Raw genomic sequence first — 16586 nt, 5'->3', positions numbered from 1 at the left:
CCATGGCCGGCGCACGCGTGCCGGCCGATGGCGGTACGCGTGGTCATCCTGGCCCCCCGGCTGTCCCGGGCACTATAGGCGGTCGCCGTCGCGTTGGGGAGGGCGTGTCACCTGCCGGTATCTCCGCCGGGCGGCCCGCCCTACGCGGTGGCGGCGGCCGCCGCACGGCCCGCCTGGCGGCCGGAGAAGAGACAGCCGCCGAGGAACGTCCCCTCCAGCGACCGGTATCCGTGCACCCCGCCGCCGCCGAACCCGGAGACCTCCCCGGCCGCGTACAGCCCCGGCACCGGCGCCCCGTCCGCGCCCAGCACCCGTCCCGACAGGTCGGTCTGGAGCCCGCCGAGGGTCTTCCGGGTGAGGATGTTGAGGCGTACGGCGATCAGCGGGCCCGCCGAAGGGTCGAGGATCCGGTGTGCGGAGGCGGTCCGGCTCAGGGTGTCCCCGGGGTAGGCGAGGGCGTTGCGTACCCCCATCACCTGGGCGTCCTTGGAGTACGGGTTGCCGATCTCGCGGTCCCGCGCCTCGATCTGCCGCCGCAGCTCGTCCAGGCCGATCAGACCGTCCCCGGTCAGCTTGTTCATCCCGGTGACCAGCTCGGGCAGGGTGGTGGCGACGACGAAGTCGACGCCGTTCTTCTTGAACTTCTCGATCGGCTCCGGGGTCTGCCAGATCCGGGAGAGCAGTTGGAGGATGTCCTTGTTGGTGAGGTCCGGGTTCTGTTCGGAGCCGGAGAGCGCGAACTCCTTCGCCAGGATCTTCTGGGTCGTCACGAACCACGAGTAGTCGTAGCCGGTCGCGGTGATCGACCCCAGGGTGTGCAGGGTGTCGTAGCCGGGGAAGTCCGGGGCGGCGAAGCGCTTGCCGGTGGCGTCGAACCAGAGCGACGAGGGGCCCGGCAGGATCCGGATCCCGTGGTCCGGCCAGATCGGGTCGTAGTTCCGCAGCCCCTCGGTGTAGTGCCACATCCGGTCCGGGTTGACGATCCGGCCGCCCGCCTGCTCGGTGATGGCGAGCATCCGGCCGTCCACATACGCGGGCACCCCGGTGATCATGTTCTTGGGCGGGGTGCCGAGCCGGGCCGGCCAGTTCCGCCGTACGAGATCGTGGTCGGCGCCGATCCCGCCGGAGGTCACGACCACCACCGGGGCCCGGAGTTCGAACTCCCCGACCACCGTGCGCGAGCTGGGTTTCCCCCGGGCCGCGTCGCTCGGCTCCAGCACCGCGCCGCGTACCCCGGTGACGGCGCCCCCGCTCCGTACCAGGGCGTCGACCCGGTGGCGGAAGCGGAACGACACCAGGCCCGCGGCGGCAGCGGCCCGTACCTTCTTCTCGAACGGCTCGACCACCGCGGGCCCGGTGCCCCAGGTGACATGGAAGCGGGGCACCGAATTGCCGTGCCCGTCCGCGAGCCCGCCGCCCCGCTCCGCCCAGCCGACCACCGGGAACCAGCGGACGCCCAGACCGTAGAGCCAGGAGCGCTTCTCGCCGCCCGCGAAGTCCACATACGCCTCGGCCCACTGCCGCGCCCAGTGGTCCGCGCCGAGCGGGTCGTCGACGCCCCGGTCGAAGCCGGCCGTGCCCTGCCAGTCCTGCCAGGCGAGTTCGGGGGAGTCCTTGATCCCCATCAGCCGCTGCTCGGCGGAGTCCACCAGGAAGAGCCCGCCGAAGGACCAGAAGGCCTGGCCGCCCAGGTTGGACTCGGGCTCCTGGTCGAGGAGGAGCACCTTCCGCCCGGCCGCCGCCAGTTCGGCCGTCGCGACCAGACCGGCGAGCCCGCCGCCGACCACGATCGCGTCCGCGTCCTCGGCGGCGGAGCCGGACGGGGCGGAGGGCGCCGACGCGGCGAAGGCCGAGACCGGAGGGGAGAGCGCGGCGGCGCCGGCGAGCACACCGCCCGCGACGGTCAGCGCCCGACGGCGGCTGAAGACGGCCGGATCTGCCGGATGCTCCATGGGGGGTGACCTTCCGGAAGGGGGGCGGACAACTCCTCTCCGCGCGCGTACTCGCGCCCGCGCGGAGGGTGTTGTCCCGGGGGACCCTGCTGTTACCGTGCGGTAGCTCACAGCTAATCAGGTCGCCATACGGGTGCGGTAGGAGCCGGACGCCAAGGCATCCGCCCCCGCGTTGTACGTCGCCCACACCGTCCCCGGGGGCGCGCGGGATCCGGTCCGTACGAGAGGAGCCCGGCGCATGACCGTCACCCCTGTCACCCAGCGCGAACCGGTCACCGGGATCCTGCGGGCCATGGCCGCCGACCCCGCCGTACGCGCCGAACTCGTCCGGGCGGCCCGGAGCCGCTCGCCCGAGGTGGCCCGGCTCACCGAGGCCGAGAGCCGCCGCCATGTCACCGCCCTGGTCACCGCGGCGGGCCAGTGGTTCACCACCCTCGACCGGGTCGACGAGCAGAACTTCGCCGCCGCCGTGCTGCTCGGCGCCGAGCGCGCGGGGCAGCGCGTCCCGGTCACCGCCGTGCTCCGGGGGGTGCAGGCCGCCCTCACCCGCGCGGTGGAGATCACCCTCGACCGGGGCCGGGCCGCCGGGCTCCCCGACGGGGTGCTCCTCCCCGCCGTCCTGCTGCTCAAGGAGTACGGGGACGCCGTCGAACGCCATGTCGTCCACGGCTACCGCACCGCGGAACAGGCCGCGCCGCCCCCGGACGACGGCCCCCGGGCCCGGCTGCTCCGGCGGCTTCTGACGGACGGCACGCCGCCGTCCGCCGAGGAGCTCCGCAGGGCCGGCCTCCGCCAGGACACCCCCCGGCACTGCCTCGTCACCCACGCCCCCGGCACCGCCCCCGGTACCAGCAGCCCCGATGCCGGTGCCGGTGTGCCGCGCGTGGACGGTCTGATACGGGTCGACGGGCACCTGGTGGGCCTCTTCCCCCGGCCGCCGCACGCCACGGAACTCCCGCCGGGCGCCATCGCCGTGGTCTCCCCGGCCGTTCCGCCGGACGCGCTCCGCGCCACGTACCGGCTCTGCCTCCGCGCCCTGGAGCTCGGCGCCCGGCGCGGCGCCACCGGGGTGGTGGCGCTCACCGACTCCGCCGCCGAGATCGCGCTGGCCGACCAGCCGCTGCTGGGCGGATATCTGGCCCGGGGGCTGCTGGGCGCGCTCGACCCTGCGGACGCGTTCCACCGCCAACTCGCCCTGACCGCGCTGACCTTCCTCGGCCAGGGGCGTCGGCTGGACCGGACGGCGGCGGCCCTCTTCACCCACCCCAACACCGTCCGCTACCGGCTCGGCCGGCTCCAGCAGATCACCGGCCGCCCGCTCGCGGAACCCCCGGACGACGGCCGCCCGGCGCCGCTCGCCACGGTGGAGTGGTGGTGGGCGCTGACCGTGTGGCTGCGCGACCCGGGGCCGGCGGGGGTCTGACGACAGGGCCGGGCCCTCAGGCGGTCACCCCGTCCACCTGGAGGGTCTGCACCGACCGCGCCGCGAACGGCACCGCCACCGTCTTCCCCGACAGATAGGTGTCCGAGCGGGCCGTGTACAGGTCGCCGCCGCCGGTCGTCACCGTGTTCCAGCGCGGGACCAGCCCATTGGTCCCGCCGGTGACCGTGGTGAACGCCGACAGGTCGAAGGTGAGCGTCTGGGCCGTGGTCGCGGTGTTCGCCGCCACGATCACCAGCCGCCGCGCCGACCGGTCCAGCGCCGCCACCGCGTAGCTGACACCGGTGTCGATGATGGTCATCCCGGGGCGGATATGCCGGCTGAACTGCGCCATCACGTAGTACTTCGTCTGGACCGCCCTCGGCTGGAGCGTCGCCGCGTCGTACGCGATCATCGCCCACCCCGCGCTGGGGTCCATCACCTGCCAGTACACCCATGCCGTGGGGTGGAGCCAGCGGAAGTCGTAGAGCAGGTTGCTCGCCATGGTCATACCGGTGGCGTCGCTGTCCCCGGTCTCCGAGTTCCACAGGACCTTCCCCGCCGTGGTGATGTCGGAGTACAGCAGGTCCCTGCGGCCGCCCGAGCCCTGGTAGCCGTGGACGTTGACCTGGTCGACATACCCCTTCGTGGTGGCCGAGAAGGAGTTCCAGGTGGTGCGCGCCAGGTCGTAACTCGTCTCGTCCGAGGCGGAGATCCGGGTGCCGGTCAGCCCGCGCTGGTTCAACTCGCCGCGCAGGTAGGGGAGTACGGCGGACTGGACGCTCGCGTCGACATAACACCCCTCCTGGGTGCCGGTCGCGGTCCACCAGGAGGAGGACGGTTCGTTGAAGGGCTCCACGGTCGCGAAGTTCACGCCCCAGTTCTGGCGGGCGTAGAGGGCGACGGCCGCGAGGTGCGCGGCGTGCTGGCGGTAGTTCCAGGACTGGAGGTTGTTGCCGCCGTTGGCGGCGCCGGAGGGGTTGTGGTTGTAACACATCCACCACATGGGGGAGTTGGCGAAGAGCTCCGAGGTGGCGCCGCGTGCCGTCGCCTTCACCAGCATGGCCCGCTGGGCCGCGTCCGCCGACCACTTCCACGCGGCGGAGGCGGGGTCCTCGTTGGTCCAGTCCTGCCAGTAGCCCTCGATCTGTTTGAAGGCGGGGATGTTCGGCGAGGCCACCATCGACTCGCCGTTCACGCTGTTCCCGCTGCACGCGCCCAGGTTGTACCGGGCGATGTTCAGCCCGAGGCCGGGCAGCGAGGTGCCGTTGTACGTCGTCGACCGGGTGGTGAAGAAGATGTCGGCGAAGTCGTCCCGGGCGCCGAACACATTCGCCCACCAGGCCAGCGAGGTCCCCCACCCCTCCCAGGTCCCGTAGGTCGCCGAGGGCCCGATGGGGATGGTGGCGTCCGCCCTGGCGGTCCCGGTGGCCAGGGCGCTCCCCAGCAGGCCGCCGCCCGCGGCGGCCAGGAGGGTTCTGCGTCGGATCATGGCGTGTCCACTGCCTCTCCGTGCGGCTCCGGCGCCGGCCGTCGGACCCGGGCGCCGACTCGCTCTCCGTCATGTCCATGCCGAACGGCTGTCCGGCAGGGGAAGCATCGGGGGTTCCCCCGGGGTTGTCGAGAGGCGGCACGGCTCTGACCGGAAACCGTCGGAGCCCCCGCGGGCCGGGCGCCGCCGGGCGCGGCCGGGCGGGCGGGAGCGCGAGGACCGGCCATCGGGGGCGCCGGGGGTGCCGGGGGTGCCGCCGGGGGGCCGGGGCGCCAGTGGTGCCGGGGGCGAGCGCGGTGCGCCGGACGGCGCGGGGGCCGCCCTTCGGGCGACGGCGGGAGGGTCTCGGGCGACGGCGGGAGTGTGCCGGCGGCAGGGCCTAGCGGGGCGCGCCGAGTGCGTCGAGCGCGGCGTCGGCGGCGCGCAGCCAGTGCGGGGCGCCGGCCCGGTGCGCGAGTTCCCGGGCGCGCCGGTGGTGGGCCGCCGCCCGTTCCCGGTCGCCGCGCGCCCGGGCCAGCTCGCCGAGGTGCGCCGCCACCGGGCCGAGGCAGAGCAGCCCGCTGCCCGCCCCGGCCAACTCGCCCTCGGCGGGCAGCAGCAGCTCGTACGTACGCGCCATGACGGGGCCGTCCCCGAGGATGACGGCGGCCCGGGCGAGCAGGCAGAGCCGCGCCTCCAGCAGCAGGTCGCCGGGGGGTTCCGGGGCCGCGCGCAGCGCCGTACGGGCGGCGTCGGGCCGGCCCGAGGCGAGCAGCGCGTGCGGTACGGCCCAGGGTGCGTACGGCCCCCAGCCGGTGCCCTCCTCCGCCTCGCCCCCTGTCGCGTCGTCCCCCGGCACCTCGTCCACCCCGCCGTCCTGGAGGCGCAGCGAGAGCAGGGCGAGCGGGCCGATCCCCTCGGCGAGCCCCGGCATCCCGCTCCCGGCCATCAACCGGGCGGTGTTCCGGTACGCGGCCTCCGCCTCGGCCCGGCGCCCCGCGATCCCGGCCCGCAGTGCCCCGTACCCCTGGGTGAACACCCCGGCGAGCGGGATCCCGTGGCGCTCGGCGAGCCGGCCGGCCTCGGCGGCGTGCGTGTCGGCCGCGGTGAGGTCGGCGAGCGCGGAACGGGCCTGGAGCAGGATCAGATGTCCCAGCACCTCGAAGGCCACCAGCCCGTGGCGGCGGGCCAGTCCGACCAGCTCCGCGCCGATCGCGGCCCGTTCGGGCGCCAGCCCGGCCCGCTGGAAGGTGTGCAGGAAGCGCCCGTTGAGGGCGAGCCCCAGCAGCGCCGGATCGCCCTGGCCCCGCGCCCACTCCTCCGCCTCCCGCGCCGCCCGGAGCCCCCGCCCCGTGGGATCGCCCCGCAGCTCCATGGCGAGCGTGGCCAGCAGCCGGGCCCGCCGCCCCGCCTGGTCCCCGGGCAGCGCCCCGAGCGCGGCGAGCGTGCGCCCGATGACGGCGGCGATCCGCCGGGACAGTTCCTCGTCGTCGTTACGCGTCCAGATCGCGGGCACGTCGAAGGCGCAGACCACCTCGGCGGCGAGCACCGGGTCGCCGCCGAGGTCCCGCGCCCCGGGTCCCGCCGGGCCCGCGCCCCCGTGCGCCGCGCCTCGCGGCAGCGCATCCGGCCGTTCCCGGGGCCCGGCCTCGTGCGGTACGGCACCGACCGGCCGTTGCCGGGGCTCGGTCTCGCGTCGCACGGCACCGACCGGCCGTTCCCGGGGCTCGGTCTCGCGCTGTACGGCACCCACCGGCCGTCCCTGGGGCTCGGCCTCGCGCCGTACGGCACCCACCGGTCCGTCGGCCGCCGGTGCGGACGCCGGTTCCTGAACCGGTCCTGCCCCGATGGACCCCAGGGTCTGCCGTTCGGATCCCGTGTGGCCGGGGGCGCCCAGCCGCTCGATCGCCGTGACCGCCTCCGCGCGGTGCGCCCGTGCCGCCGTCAGGTCGCCGGTGACGGCGAGCGCGCGCACCATCCCCATCAGCGCCGTCAGCCGCTCCCGTACCTCCTCCTGGCTCTCCCCGCGGCCGGCCCCGGCCCCGCCGCCGGACCCGTCCCTGGCCAGTTCGAGGGAGGAGAGGGCCTGGCGCCAGAGCCGTACCGCCTCGTGCGGGGCGAACTCCCGTTCCGCGCGGACCGCCGCCTCCCGGGCGTAGCGGGCGGCGCGGGGTGCGGTGGCCCGGGTCTCCGCGTGGGCGAAGTGATGGGCGAGCGTGGTGGCGTCGCCGGGGCGGAGGCGTTCCAGCGCCTCGCCCACCGCCGCGTGCCAGCGCGCCCGGCGCGGCCCCGCGATGTCCTCGTACAGCGTGTCGCGCACCAGCGCATGGGCGAACCTCGGCCGCCCCGGGCCCTGTTCGGTGAGGAACCCGGCCGCCTGCGCGGCCTCCAGCGCGTCGAGCACCGCGTCCTCGTCCGACCCCAGCGCGAGGAGCAGCTCCACGTCGACCTCCCGGCCGGCCACCGCCGCCTGCCGCAGCACCGCCCGGGCCGCCCGGGGCAGCCGCGCCAGCCGGTGCCGGATCACATCCCGTACCCCGGCGGGCACCGCGTCCAGCGCCGCCCGCCCCTCCGTGTCGAGGAGCCGCGCCAACTCCCGTACGTAGAAAGGGTTGCCGCCGGTACGCCGGTGGATCGCCCGTACGGCCTCCGCGTCCACCTCGCGCCGGACCAGGCCCCGTACGAGCGCGCCGGTGGCCTCCTCGGCCAGCCCGCCCAGATAGACCCGGACCGGCTCGGCACCGGCGAGCACGGCGAGCGCCTTGGCCAGGGCGGGGGAGATCTCCGTGGCCCGGTAGGCTCCGGCCACCAGCACCGGGCCCGCCCCGCCGCCCTCCGTGGCCAGCGCGGTCAGCAGCTCCAGGGTCTCCGCACCGGCCCGGTGCAGATCGTCCAGCACCACCAGGACCGGGCCGCGCGCCGCCGCCGACCCCAGATACGCCAGCGCCGCCCGGTGCGCCCGGAAGCGCGCGGCGGCCTCCGAGGCGGGCGGCGCGCTCCCCGGGGGCTCCGGCGCGCCCACCGCCGGTACGGGACCGGCGCCCGCCTCGGCCAGGGCCGTCATCACCTGCCGCCAGGGCCAGTCACCGGGCGCCCCGTCATGCTCCGGGCAACGCCCCCACGCCACCGTCCAGCCACGCGAGGCCAGCCCGGCGGCCACCACCTCGGCCAGCGCGGTCTTCCCGCCCCCCGGCTCCCCGGAAACCAGCGCGACACCGGGCCCGCCACCCCGTACGACCGCCGCCGCGGCCTCCTCCAACAGCGCCGCCTCCCGCTCCCGTCCCACAAACGCCCGCCCACCGGCACGTCCGGACGCGACACCGGCGCCCTCCGCTGTCCCGACGCCCTCCGGCGCCTGGGCGACCCCCGGCGTACGGGCGGCGCCCGGCGTGCGGGCCGCCTCCGGCGTCTGCGCGGCGCCCTGTGTCCCGGCGTCCTGCGGCATACGGGCGGCCTCCGGCGCCTGCGCGGCCCCCACCGCCCCGGCGGCCCCCGCCGCCCCCGTGCCCCTCTCCGCCCTCGTGCCCGGGGCCACCAGGGGGCCGGTGAGGCGGGGGTCGTGGGACAGGATCCGGGTCTCCAGGCCGCGTAGTGCGGGGCCCGGGTCCGTGCCCAGTTCCTCGGCGAGGGTGCGGCGTGCGCGGCGGAGTACGGCCAGGGCGTCGCCCTGGCGGTGTGACCGGTACAGCGCCAGCGCCCAGAGCCGCCAGGCGTCCTCGCGGAGCGGGTGGTCCTCCGCGTGGCCCGCCAGCTCCGTCACCGCCTCGGCGGCCCGCCCCAGCTCCAGCAGCGCCCGCGCGCGCCGCTCCACCGCCAGCAGCCGCAGCCCGTCGAGCCGGGTGATCTCGCCGTGCGCCCACGCCTCCGCGGCGAACGGCGCGTACGCGGGCCCGCGCCAGAGCGCCAGCGCGGTGTCGAGCCCGGCCAGCGCCTCGCCCGCGCGCCCCGCCGCCAGCAGGGGACGCGCCGCGTCCGTCGCCGCCTCGAACCGCCAGGCGTCCACCGCCTCCGGCCCGGCCCGCAGCGCGTAGCCGGGCGCCGCCGTCACCAGCAGCCTGGCCGGGGCACGCGGCGGCCGCTCGGGCTCCAGGGCGCGGCGCAGCGCGGCGACAAAGGTCTGGATCGCCCCGGCCGCGCCCTCCGGGGGCCGCTCCCAGAGATCCGCCGCGAGCCGCTCCACCGGGACCACCCGGCCCCGCGCGATCAGCAGCCGGGCCACCACCGCCCGGTGCCGGGGGCCCTTCAGCGCGAGCGGGACGCCCCCGGCCGACGCCTCCAGCGGGCCCAGCACACCGAAGGTCACCTCCGGTGGGGCCGCCGCGCTGGTCATGGCGCCCAATGTAGCCGCCCGGACATCCATACGACCTGGTCAGCTCCGCGTACCCGCTGGTCAGCGGCTGCTGACCGGTTGCTGACCGGGGTGCCGCACGCTGGCCGTACCACCCGACAGCAGAACCGAGCCGAAAGGACCGTACCCGTGGAGCCCACAGAGCCCGGGATCACCGGATTCGACTACCAGCGCGTCACCGTCGCCGACGGCGTCGCCCTCAACGTCGCCGTCGGCGGCTCCGGCACCCCCGTCGTGCTGCTGCACGGCTTCCCCCAGACCCATCTGATGTGGCGGCACGTCGCCGCCGACCTCGCCGCCGACCACACCGTCCTCTGCCCCGACCTGCGCGGCTACGGCGCCAGCGACAAGCCCGCCGACTCCGAGGGGCTGACCTACACCAAGCGGGCCATGGCCGCCGACACCGTCGCCCTCGCCCGCGCCCTCGGCCACGACCGGTTCGCCCTCGCCGGGCACGACCGGGGCGCCCTCGTCGCCGTACGCGCCGGACTCGACCACCCCGACGCCGTCACCCACCTCGCCGTCCTGGACGTGCTGCCCACGCTCGACATGTGGGAGGTGCTGCACGGCACCACCGCCGCCATCGGCTTCCACCTCTATCTGATGGCCCAGCCGCCCGGTCTGCCGGAGACGCTGATCGGCGCCGCCCCCGACGCCTTCTTCGGCCACTTCCTCGACCTCTGGGCCCGCGACCCGGAGGCTCTCCCCGCCGAGATCCGCGCCGCCTACCTGCGGGCCTGCCGCGACGCCGTCCCGTCGATCGTCGCGGACTACCGGGCCTCGGCCCACGCCGACGCCGACCACGACCGGGCCGACCGCGCCGCCGGGAACCGGCTCCGTATGCCGGTCTCCGTCCTCCAGCAGGACTGGGGCCCGGAGCTCAGCTCCGACGCCGCCGCCCGCTGGCGGGCCTGGGCCCCCGACCTGGAGCACGCCTCCGTCGCCCTGGGGCACTTCATGGCCGAGGAGGCCCCCGCCGAGGTGGTGAAGGCGCTCCGGGAGCTGCTGGCCAGGTAGCACACCCTTACTGGAATAGCACTCCTGTGCCCAAACCGTGTATACGAAGGGAGCCGCACGCAACGGCGCGTACAGCAGAAGCGGCAACAGCACCGTCGAGGGGCGGCAACACGCGGGAAACGGGTTCAACAGAAAGTTGATTCCCGCTCTCCGTCCACGCGGCCCCCGCCCCTCGTCACCCTCACCGCCCACGCCGCGCTCACCGCCCCCATCCGCCTCCGGAGGCACCCGTGTCCCAGGGATCCGTCCCCGCCCCGACAGCGACAGCGACAGCGCACGCGCCCGCGCCCGAGCCCGAGAAGCACCCCGTCGACCGGATGCCGCCGCCCGGCCGGCTGGGGCTGCTCGGGCTCCAGCATGTGCTGGTCATGTACACGGGCTGTGTCACCGTGCCGCTGGTCTTCGGCGCCGCCGCCCACCTCGACACCTCCACCATCGGGCTGCTGATCAACGCGGACCTGCTGGTCGCGGGCGCGATCACGCTGCTCCAGGCGCTCGGCGTGGGCCGCTTCCTCGGGGTGCGGCTGCCGGTCGTCGCGGGCGCCACGTTCACCGCCGTCACCCCGATGATCCTGATCGCCGGCGAGTACGGCATGCAGGCCGTGTACGGGTCGATGATCGCGGCCGGGATCTTCGGCCTGCTGGTCGCCGTGCCGTTCGCCCGCGCCGTACGGTTCTTCCCGCCGCTGGTCAGCGGCTCCGTCATCATCGTCATCGGGCTCTCGCTGATCGGGGTCGCCGCCGGGCTGATAGCCGGCCAGGACCCCACGGCCCCCGACTACGCGGCGCCCGGCCATCTCGCGCTGGCCGCCGGGATCGTCCTCTTCATCGTGGTCGTGGGACGCTTCGGACGCGGCTTCCTCGCCCAGCTCGGGGTGCTGCTCGGACTGGTCGGCGGCACCGCCGTCGCGGTGGTCATGGGGCTGACCGACTTCTCCACCGTGGGGAACGCCGACTGGTTCGGGGTCGCGGCGCCCTTCCACTTCGGCGCCCCGGAGTTCCCCGTCGCCGCCGTCATCTCGATGTGCGTGGTGATGCTGGTGACCTTCACCGAGTCCACCGCCGACATGCTCGCCGTCGGGGAGATGACGGGCCGCCCGGTCACCTCCCGCGACCTCGCCAAGGGGCTGGCCGCCGACGGAGTCTCCGGGGTGCTCGGCGGCGTGATGAACGGCTTCCTGGACACCGTCTTCGCCCAGAACGTGGGCCTGGTCGGGATGACGAAGGTACGGAGCCGGTACGTCGCCGCCGCGGCCGGCGGGTTCCTGATCCTGCTCGGCCTGGTCCCCAAGCTCGGCGAGGTCGTCGCCTCCCTGCCGGGCCCGGTGGTCGGCGCGGCGGGGCTTGTCATGTTCGCCACCGTCACGGCCGTGGGCATCAACACCCTGCGGAAGGTGGAGTTCGACGGCACGGACAACCTGCTGATCGTGGCCGTCTCGATCGGCGTCGGGATGCTCCCGGTCGCCGCCCCGACGATCTACCACTCCTTCCCCGGCTGGTTCCAGATCATCGCGGGCAGCGCCATCACCAGCGCCACCCTCACGGCCTTCCTGCTCAACCTGCTCTTCCACCACACGGGCCGCCGGGCCCGGCCGGATACGGCTCCCGCCCCGGAACCCGCCCCTCCGGCGGCGTCGGAGCCGGCGCCGGAGCCCGCGGGGTCCGGGGAGCGGTGAGCAGGCTGAGCGCGTTGGCGAGGACGATCGCGCCGATGCTCGCCCACTCCACCGCGTCCGGGGCCTGCCCCAGCACCACCCCGCCGACCACCGCGGCCAGCACCGGATTGACGCTCATGAAGAGCCCGAACAGCCGGGCCGGCACCCGCCGGAGCGTGAACAGGTCGGCGAGCATCGGCACCGCCGAGGAGAGCACCCCCGCCGCCACCGCGCACCCCACCGCGCCCAGGGTCGGCGGATGGCGCACCGCGAGGACCACCCCGACCGGCAGGAAGAGCAGCCCGGAGACCCCGGCGGCCGCCGCCGCGCCCTGAGTGCCCGGTATCCGCCGCCCCACCGTCCGGTTGAGCAGGATGTACGAGGCCCAGCAGGCGGCGGCGAGCAGCCCCAGGCCGATCCCGAGGTAGTCGGTGGTCGGCCTGGGGCGCATCAGCGCCGCCACCCCCGCGACCGCGAGCACCGCGCACCCCACGTCGGCCCGGCGGCGCGAGGAGGCCAGCGCGATGGCGAGCGGCCCGCAGAACTCCAGGGTGACCGCGAGCCCCAGCCCGATCCGGTCGACGGCGCTGTACAGCGACAGGTTCATCGTCGCGAACACCACCGCGAGCAGCAGCACCGGCCACCACTGGCGCCGGGTGAAGGTACGGAACCGGGGCCGGCCGACGGCGAGCAGCAGGGCCGCCGCGACGTACTGGCGCACGGCCACCACGCCCACCGGACCCAGCACGGGGAAGGCGAGCGCGCCGATGGCGGCGCCCGTCTGGTTGGAGAGACCGCTGCCGAGCATCGCCGCGATACCGGAGAGCCGGGTGGCGGTGGTGGTTGCTGCTGCTGACGACATGAACCGATCGTCCGCCCGCCCGTCTCTTACGTAAAATGAATGAACGAGACCATTTATGCGGAGCCCGCATGAGTATGAGCAACGCCATGGGGGACAGCGCCATGGGTGACAGGACGAGCGGGACGGCCGGGGCCGCGGCGGACGTGGAGCTGCGGCAGCTCCGCTGTCTCGTCGCCATCATCGACGAGGGCAGCTTCACCGGCGCCGCCGCCGAACTGGGCCTCTCCCAGCCCGCCGTCTCCCGGCAGCTCGCCGCCCTGGAACGCGAACTCGGGGTGCCGCTCATCCGCCGTACCACCCGCGAACTCGCCCCGACCGCCACCGGAGTGCGGGTCGCGGCGCACGCCCGCCGGGTCCTCGCCGAAATGGCCGATCTGGTCGCGGAGGCCACCTCGGGCCACACCCGGCTCCGGGTCGGCTACGCCTGGTCGGCGCTGGGTCGGCACACCGTGGCCTTCCAGCGCCGCTGGTCCGCGACGCGCCCCGAGGTCCGGCTCCAGCTCGTACGGACCAACTCGGCCACCGCGGGGCTCGCCGAGGGCGCCTGCGATCTCGCCGTCGTCCGCCGGCCGCTCGACGGGGACCGGCGGTTCGACTCCGCCATCGTCGGCCTGGAGCGGCGGTACTGCGCACTGGCCGCGGACGACCCGCTCGCCGGGCGCCGCTCGGTCCGTCTCGCCGACCTCGCGGACCGTACGCTGCTGGTCGACCGGAGGACCGGCACCACCACGGTGGAGATGTGGCCCCCGGAGTCCCGCCCCGAGGTCGAGTTCACCCAGGAGATCGACGACTGGCTCACCGTCGTCGCCACCGGCCGCTGCGTGGGGGTGACCGCGGAGTCCACCCGCGACCAGTACCCCCGCCCCGGGGTCGTCTACCGTCCGGTCCGGGACGCCGAGCCCATCGCCGTACGCCTCGCCTGGTGGCAGGGTGCCCCGCACCCCGCCACCGGCGCCGCCATCGAACTCCTCACCCGGCTCTACCGGAACGGCTGAGGACTCCCGGGTCCCGGTCACGCGCCGGCCGTCTCCGCCGTGCCGGCCCTGCCTGCCGTGCGGTCAGTGCCGTCAGTGGTCGGCGCAGCAAGGTGTCGGATCCGGGACCTCGAAGGGGACCAGGACCCCGCCCACCGCCTCCATCACCGTCAGCACCAGCCGCCCCGCCCGCCACTCGGGCCGTACGTGGTCCCGGGTCATCACCCGGCGGGCCGGCCCGGGACTCCCGGCCCCGCCCAGCAGGACGACCTCGTCCACGGCGGACCCGGCGACCACCCCGGCCACCTCCACCGTGCCGGTGAGCGCGTCCGCGCCCGGGAAGAGCACCGCGCGCCCCGCGCCGGAGGCCCGTTCCGCCGCCGCGTGCGCAGCGCCCGCCGCCAGCGCTTCGGGCCCCGCGCGCAGCCCGCCGAAGGCGAACCCCACGGGCCCGGCCCCGAGCACATCGGCCGCCAGGGCGTGGGCCCCGGCCCCGGGCACATCGGCCCCGGGCACATCCGGCCCGTCCGGCCCGGCCGCCTGCCCCGTCAGTGCCCGCCACGCCCCCTCCGCCGCCGCCCCGTCCGGCAGGGTGACCGAGAGCGCCAGATGCGGCACCCCCTCCCGTACCGCGTGCGTACCGACCGACGCGCCGTCCGGCAGGGAGAGCGCGCCGGCCACCACCCGGGCCAGGTGATCGGCGTCGGCGAGGCCGGGGGTGGCCGCGTCGACGCCGATCACCGTCGCCGGAGCGAGCGTCATGCGGGCAGCACCCAGATCGGGTTGGAGTAGAACCACAGGTCGCGCCAGGGGTCGGCGTCGCCGACCACGTCCAGCGCCGGACCCGCCGGGTCGACCGCAGCGCCCCGCGCGCCGACGGCCGAGCGGTTGCCGTCCGTGCCGCGCAGCCGGACGTAGAGCGGACGGTCCACCCGGCCCAGCTTGTAGGTGAGCCGGACCGTACCCGCCGACTTGTTGACCTCGTACGAGGAGACGACCTTGGCGGTCGGCGCGGTGAACGTGTCCTTGTCCTTCACCGGGCCCGTCACCTCGCCCTGGATGACATCCACCCGGGCCAGCTTCGGCACGTACTGCGCCCAGTTGGCGCCGTTGGCCAGCGCCACGTCGACGGTCAGCGTCACATCCGTACCCCGGCGCACGTGGAGCGAGCCGCCCAGTGTGGCCCACCGGCCGCCGCCCGCGAGCCGCGCGTCGAGGCCGCTGACCAGGCCGCCGTGGTCGACCCAGACCCGGCCCGCGCGGATGCCGTCCATGACCGCCGCGTACGAGAAGCGCGCCGCGCCCACATGCGTACGGCTGTACTGGCCCGGCCAGAAGTCGCCCTCGGTGAGGTCGAGTCCGCCCCGGTAGACCGGGTCGGTGTGCTTGCCGTTGGCCGTGAAGTCGGAGTCCGGGCCGCCGCGCTCGGCGGTGTCCGCGTAGACGTTGTGCGAGTCCGAGTTGGCGGTGATCCACCACGGCCGGCCCTCGGCGAGCAGGCTGTCCCACAGCCCGCCCACGGTGGCGGTCATCCAGTCGAACCCGCCCCAGGTGCGGTAGCTCTCCAGCGGGTAACCCGCGAAGGAGCCGGCGCCCGGGGAGCCGTCGTACAGGCCGCGCCCGGCGCCCATGCCCGTCGGCGCGGCGATCCCGGCGGCCTGGTGGCCCGGCGCGCCCTCGAAGCCGACGGCGATCTGGTGGTCCCGGGGGGTGGCGTCGCGCCAGGCGCGGATCTCGTGCGGCGAGTCGATGCCCTTGCGCGAGGGGTGGTTGGCGAGCATCAGCGCGTCGTCCACCTTGCGGCGCCTGACCTGCTCGGAGAGGAAGGAGAGCCCGGCGATGGCGAGCGCCTCGTTGGCCGGGGTGGAGTCGGACGCCTTCCGCACCGAGCCGTCGAAGGAGTTCTCGAACTCCTTGAGGACCGCGACCTCGTTACGGCCCGGGTGGACGAAGACCGTGCCGTGCTCGGCGGCCGGGATGTTCCACTCAAGGCCCTGGAAGACCAGCGTGTCCTCGTACGCGGCGCGGGCCGCCTTGATGTCAGGATTGACCTTCTCCACACCGATCTTGGCGTGCGTCTCGCTGCCGTGGTCGGTGATGACCATCCAGTCCAGGCCGTGCCGGGCGCCCTGGCGGACCTGGTCGGCGACCCGGTACTTGCCGTCGCTGCTGTACTGCGTGTGGATGTGGTGGTCACCGGAGAGCCAGAGGAAACCGCCCAGGCGCGCGGAGTGCGAGCCGCCGCCCGGCAGGCCGTTGCCGCCGTTGCCGCCGGAGGCGAACGCGGGCGTGGCCGCCGCGCCGCCCACCACACTGCCCGCCGCGAGCCCGGCGCCGAGCAGTCCGGTACGGCGGAGCATGGAGCGGCGGGAGAGCTGGGCGGGGGTCAGGGCCTCATCGGGCACCGAGGTGTCGAGCGCGGGCGGCAGCGCGCCGTTCTCCTCGGGGGAGTGGGCGTGGGAGTGATCGTGCGAGTGCGGGTGGTGGTGCCCGTGGCCCATGGAGACTCCTGTGTCCGATGTCCGGTTGTCGCCGTTGTGACGGAGGTGGTGAGTGAGAGCGTCGGCGGAGGACATGAACACCGGGCGATGCGGGGGTGAGCACGGGGCGACGGCCGCGCGGCGGGCCCCGCCCTTCCCGTGAACCGGCAGCGGGAACAACCAACTCTCTTGCGTTTCAAGCTACTTGCCGGTAGATGATGGGGCGCGGCGGAGTACGGTCGTGGAGTACGGCAGTGGAGTGCGGCCTCGGAGTGTGGAGTACGGCCGTGGAGTAAGGCCGTGGAGTACGGGCACCCCTCTCCGGCGCCACCGTGCCACGCCCGTACCCCTGTTACGCGTACCACCGGCGCACCGCCCGCCCCACGCACCCCCGTTCGCCGCCCCCG

At 75.3% G+C, this 16586-nt stretch carries 9 protein-coding genes and 1 pseudogene; 4 read left to right on the top strand and 6 right to left on the bottom strand.

The window, feature by feature from the left end; genetic code table 11:
* Nucleotides 1–140: 140 nt before the first annotated feature.
* Nucleotides 141–1952, bottom strand: coding sequence for an FAD-binding dehydrogenase (locus AB0O07_RS07880; protein ID WP_365628699.1), 1812 nt, complete (start codon nt 1950–1952; stop codon nt 141–143).
* A gap of 238 nt (nt 1953–2190) precedes the next feature.
* Here AB0O07_RS07880 and AB0O07_RS07875 point away from each other — a divergent pair, with 238 nt between their 5' ends.
* The gene (locus tag AB0O07_RS07875; RefSeq protein WP_365628696.1) at nt 2191–3375 is read left to right on the top strand and encodes a helix-turn-helix domain-containing protein; all 1185 of its coding nucleotides are present in this window, start codon (nt 2191–2193) and stop codon (nt 3373–3375) included.
* A 16-nt stretch (nt 3376–3391) separates the two neighbouring features.
* On the opposite strand, the gene AB0O07_RS07870 is transcribed toward AB0O07_RS07875, so the two are convergent.
* On the bottom strand, nt 3392–4864 hold the full coding sequence (locus tag AB0O07_RS07870; protein WP_365628693.1) for a glycoside hydrolase: 1473 nt from the start codon (nt 4862–4864) through the stop codon (nt 3392–3394).
* 379 nt (nt 4865–5243) lie between these two features.
* A complete protein-coding gene (locus tag AB0O07_RS07865; protein ID WP_365628690.1) occupies nt 5244–9173 on the bottom strand; it encodes a BTAD domain-containing putative transcriptional regulator in 3930 nt (1309 codons plus the stop codon).
* Nucleotides 9174–9320: 147 nt separating this feature from the next.
* Here AB0O07_RS07865 and AB0O07_RS07860 point away from each other — a divergent pair, with 147 nt between their 5' ends.
* Both AB0O07_RS07860 and AB0O07_RS07855 read left to right on the top strand, forming a co-directional pair.
* Entirely contained in the window at nt 9321–10208 is an 888-nt protein-coding gene (locus AB0O07_RS07860) for an alpha/beta hydrolase (protein ID WP_365628686.1), read from the top strand.
* 317 nt (nt 10209–10525) lie between these two features.
* Nucleotides 10526–11719 (top strand): annotated as a pseudogene (locus tag AB0O07_RS07855) (nucleobase:cation symporter-2 family protein); the annotation flags it as partial.
* 43 nt (nt 11720–11762) lie between these two features.
* Here AB0O07_RS07855 and AB0O07_RS07850 read toward each other — a convergent pair.
* Nucleotides 11763–12725, bottom strand: a complete 963-nt coding sequence (locus AB0O07_RS07850; RefSeq protein ID WP_365628683.1) for an EamA family transporter — start codon at nt 12723–12725, stop codon at nt 11763–11765.
* A 101-nt stretch (nt 12726–12826) separates the two neighbouring features.
* Between AB0O07_RS07850 and AB0O07_RS07845 the strand changes: the two genes are divergently transcribed.
* On the top strand, nt 12827–13720 hold the full coding sequence (locus AB0O07_RS07845) for a LysR family transcriptional regulator (RefSeq protein WP_365630252.1): 894 nt from the start codon (nt 12827–12829) through the stop codon (nt 13718–13720).
* Between the two features lie 72 nt (nt 13721–13792).
* Here AB0O07_RS07845 and AB0O07_RS07840 read toward each other — a convergent pair whose 3' ends face one another.
* Together AB0O07_RS07840 and AB0O07_RS07835 are read right to left on the bottom strand one after the other, a co-directional pair.
* Nucleotides 13793–14461, bottom strand: coding sequence for a hypothetical protein (locus AB0O07_RS07840; RefSeq protein WP_365628680.1), 669 nt, complete (start codon nt 14459–14461; stop codon nt 13793–13795).
* Nucleotides 14458–16200: a PHP domain-containing protein gene (locus AB0O07_RS07835; RefSeq protein ID WP_365628677.1), complete on the bottom strand. Its 1743-nt coding sequence runs from the start codon at nt 16198–16200 to the stop codon at nt 14458–14460. Before AB0O07_RS07835 ends, AB0O07_RS07840 begins: the two co-directional genes overlap by 4 nt.
* Nucleotides 16201–16586: the final 386 nt, after the last annotated feature.

This window comes from Streptomyces sp. NPDC093085 (assembly GCF_040683935.1).
In the GTDB taxonomy this organism is placed as follows: Bacteria; Actinomycetota; Actinomycetes; order Streptomycetales; family Streptomycetaceae; genus Streptomyces.
Note: the sequence above shows the minus strand (reverse complement) of the source record. Positions and strands in the feature narration are given on the sequence as shown.